Consider the following 3,449-nt stretch of genomic DNA (forward strand, 5'->3'; position numbering starts at 1 on the left):
CCCGGCTCCCCGCACCCTGGCGGACGTCCCCCCGGTCACCGACGAGTCGACGGCGCTGTCCAAGGCCCTCAAGAAGCGCGGCCTGCGCTTCATCGGCCCCACGACGGCGTACGCCCTGATGCAGGCGTGCGGCCTGGTGGACGACCACCTGGAGAACTGTGTGTCCCGGGGCGGCGCCGGCGCCCTCTGAGGGGCACGACAGGGCCCTCACGCGGCGCGGGGAGCCGTGCGGCGGCCCCGGGACGGCCCTCGGCCATCCTCCCGAGGCCCGCCCGCCACGGATGGCTCAGCGCCCCACGTACTTCGGCTTCTCCTTCGCCAGGAACGCCGCCACCGCGATCCCGTGGTCCTCGGAGGCACCCGCCCGCGTCTGGAGCTCGTCCTCCTTCTCCAGCGCCTCGGCCAGCGAGTGCCCGGCCCCGTACGCCAGTGACTCCTTCAGCGCCGCGTACGCGAGCGTCGGGCCGTCGGCGAGCGCGCGCGCCACGGCCGCCGCCTCGGCCGCCAGCTCGTCCGCCGGGACCAGCTTGTTCACGATGCCCAGGTCGTACGCCTCGCGCGCGGAGATCGAGCGCGGGAAGAACAGCAGGTCGGCGGCGCGGGACTGGCCGATCAGCCGGGGCAGCGTCCAGGAGACGCCGGAGTCGGCCGTCAGCGCGACCCCCGCGAAGGAGGAGTTGAAGGCGGCGGTGTCCGCCACCACCCGGTAGTCCGCCGCCAGCGCGAAGCCGAGTCCCGCGCCCGCCGCGACGCCGTTCACCCCGGCCACGACCGGCTTGGGCATCCCGGTGAGGGCCTCCACGATCGGGTTGTAGTGCTCGCGGACCGTGCTCATCGTGACCTTGGTGCCCGCCTCGCGGTCCGCCGCCAGCAGGGCCACGTGCTCCTTGAGGTCCTGGCCGACGCAGAACGCCCGGCCGGTCGCCGTCAGCAGGACCGCCCGCACCGCGGGGTCCGCGGCGGCGGCCCGTGCCGCGTCCCGCAGGGCGACCTTGGCCTCGGTGTTCATGGCGTTCATGGCGTCGGGACGGTTGAGCGTGATCGTCGCGAGCCCGTCGGTCACCTCGTAGAGCACGGTGTCGGCCATTGGGATGGATCCCCTCCATTGCGGTGTCGTGTCCGCCCAGCATGGCGGAGATCATCGACGCCGCACATGTGACCTGCGTCAAACAAACCCGGGCACCATCCGGACCGGGGGTGGCGAAGTATCGCAGGCGGATCGCCGAATTGAGTGGTTTTGATAGAGCGCGTTGCGCAAGCGATGCCGACCGATGTTGGTCATCGGGTCCTGCGATGCGGGATAATGACCTGGAAGCAATGTGTTCGATGCCGGTAACACGGTGCCTGTCATGGGGCCGCCGGCTGCGATGAGCTGGTTTCAGGAAGGGGAAACAGCATGGCGGCCATGAAGCCGCGGACGGGCGACGGCCCGCTCGAGGTGACCAAGGAGGGGCGGGGCATCGTCATGCGCGTTCCGCTCGAAGGCGGCGGACGGCTTGTGGTCGAGCTGACCCCGGACGAGGCCGAGGCGCTCGGTGACGCGCTCAAGAAGGTCGTCGGCTGATTCAGCAGGCTTGACCCCCGATCTGTGCCCGCCCCGGGCCGGTACGCACGTACCGGCCCGGGGCGGAGTGGTTTCCGGCTCCCCGGCACGGACGGATGGCTCCCGGCGCGCGGCCGGAGGAAGAGCCCCGCGGCGTGCGGATGACGACGGCGGCGCCCCGGTGCGGCGCTACGCCCGCTTCACGGCGCAGAGCAGCCCGTCGCCCACCGGCAGCAGCGACCCGACGAGCTCCTGGCTCTCGCGCACGGTCCGCAGCAGGTCCCGCAGCCGCAGCACCTCGGCGGGCTGGACGCCCGAGTCGACCGTACGGCCGTCGGCGAAGACCCCTTCGAAGCAGACGATTCCGCCGGGCCGCAGCAGGCGCAACGATTCAGCGAGGTAGTCCAGGGACTCTGCCCGGTCGCCGTCGCAGAACACCAGGTCGTATCCGCCGTCGGCCAGCCGCGGCAGTACGTCCAGGGCGCGCCCGGGGATGAACCGCGCCCGGTTCCCCGCGAACCCCGCCGCCCGGAACGCCTGCTTGGCGAACTGCTGGCGGTCCGCCTCGGGGTCGACGGTGGTCAGCACGCCGTCCGGCCGCAGGCCCTGGAGCAGATAGATCCCGGAGACGCCCGTTCCGGTGCCGATCTCGGCGATCGCCTTGGCGTCGGCGGTGGCAGCGAGCAGGCGCAGCGCGGCACCGGTCCCCGGGGACACCGAACGCAGTCCTGCCTCCCGGGACCGCTCGCGGGCCCAGCGCAGCGCGTCGTCCTCGGCGACAAAGGCGTCGGCGAACGCCCAGCTCGTCTGCCGGTTGGCGGTAATGGCCCTCTCCTGTCCCCGTAGTTGGCGCGCAACGGTGACTGTATCCGCTGCACCCGGGAACCCGCAGATGGGACCGGGCGTTATGAAGGGCGGGGGGATACATGGACGAGACGGACGAGTACGAAATCCCGGCCCGCGACCGGTCCGGGAAGCGGCGGGCTCGACGGGACGGGAAGCCAGTCCCAAATGCGCGTAAAGATTCTTATCCGGAGCTAACGGGCGAGGTGGCTATGGTAGGGGCTCCACTGGACACCACCAGAGCCGACAGGGGAGGTGCGGCTGCGCCTGTGGATCGGGGTGGAGTGCTGCGGCGCTTTCTCAGGTCGGCGGGTGAGCCGAAATCCGTGACCGACACCGCTGACCGCCACCATGGCCTCAACGGCATGGGAGGGACCCCCATCTCCGCCGCACCTTCCGCAGCCACCGCGACCTTCGCCGACGCGGAATCCCCGGCGTGGACCCCTCCCACGTGGGAGGAGATCGTCAGCACGCACAGCGGTCGCGTCTACCGCCTGGCCTACCGCCTGACGGGCAACCAGCACGACGCCGAGGACCTCACCCAGGAGGTCTTCGTCCGCGTCTTCCGCTCCCTGTCGACGTATACGCCGGGCACCTTCGAGGGCTGGCTGCACCGCATCACCACCAACCTCTTCCTGGACATGGTCCGCCGCCGCCAGCGCATCCGCTTCGACGCGCTGGGCGACGAGGCGGCCGAGCGGCTCCCCAGCCGCGACCCCTCCCCCCAGCAGGTCTTCAACGACGCGCACTTCGACGCCGACGTCCAGCAGGCGCTGGACACCCTCGCGCCCGAGTTCCGCGCGGCCGTCGTCCTGTGCGACATCGAGGGCCTGTCGTACGAGGAGATCGCCGCCACCCTCGGCGTGAAGCTCGGCACTGTGCGCAGCCGGATCCACCGTGGCCGCTCGCATCTGCGCAAGGCCCTCAAGCACCGTTCGCCCGAGGCCCGTGCCGAGCAGCAGCGTGCCCTCGCGGGGGTGGCGCCCGGCGCCCCGGGGGCGGCCGGAGAGGGGACCGCGTGACCGGCCCCCGCCCCACCCCCGCCGAGCAGCATCTGGGGGAC

The 3,449-nt window shown here is 72.0% G+C and carries 5 protein-coding genes; 3 read left to right on the forward strand and 2 right to left on the reverse strand.

The features are described 5' to 3' along the window. A partial coding sequence (locus ACJA3G_RS33350; protein WP_406556775.1) for a DNA-3-methyladenine glycosylase I occupies positions 1-190 on the forward strand: 190 nt, incomplete at its 5' end. A 96-nt stretch (positions 191-286) separates the two neighbouring features. Here ACJA3G_RS33350 and ACJA3G_RS33355 read toward each other — a convergent pair. Further along, positions 287-1,087, reverse strand: a complete 801-nt coding sequence (locus ACJA3G_RS33355; protein WP_406556776.1) for an enoyl-CoA hydratase/isomerase family protein — start codon at positions 1,085-1,087, stop codon at positions 287-289. 309 nt (positions 1,088-1,396) lie between these two features. Between ACJA3G_RS33355 and ACJA3G_RS33360 the strand changes: the two genes are divergently transcribed. After that, a complete protein-coding gene (locus tag ACJA3G_RS33360) occupies positions 1,397-1,564 on the forward strand; it encodes a DUF3117 domain-containing protein (RefSeq protein WP_009997451.1) in 168 nt (55 codons plus the stop codon). Positions 1,565-1,732: 168 nt separating this feature from the next. On the opposite strand, the gene ACJA3G_RS33365 is transcribed toward ACJA3G_RS33360, so the two are convergent. Continuing rightward, the gene (locus ACJA3G_RS33365; protein WP_406556778.1) at positions 1,733-2,437 is read right to left on the reverse strand and encodes an O-methyltransferase; all 705 of its coding nucleotides are present in this window, start codon (positions 2,435-2,437) and stop codon (positions 1,733-1,735) included. 161 nt (positions 2,438-2,598) lie between these two features. Here ACJA3G_RS33365 and sigE point away from each other — a divergent pair, with 161 nt between their 5' ends. After that, positions 2,599-3,408, forward strand: coding sequence for an RNA polymerase sigma factor SigE (sigE, locus tag ACJA3G_RS33370; RefSeq protein WP_406556777.1), 810 nt, complete (start codon positions 2,599-2,601; stop codon positions 3,406-3,408). The last annotated feature ends 41 nt before the right edge of the window (positions 3,409-3,449 follow it).

The sequence above is a fragment of the Streptomyces sp. YS-3 genome, assembly GCF_045257485.1.
GTDB lineage: Bacteria > Actinomycetota > Actinomycetes > Streptomycetales > Streptomycetaceae > Streptomyces.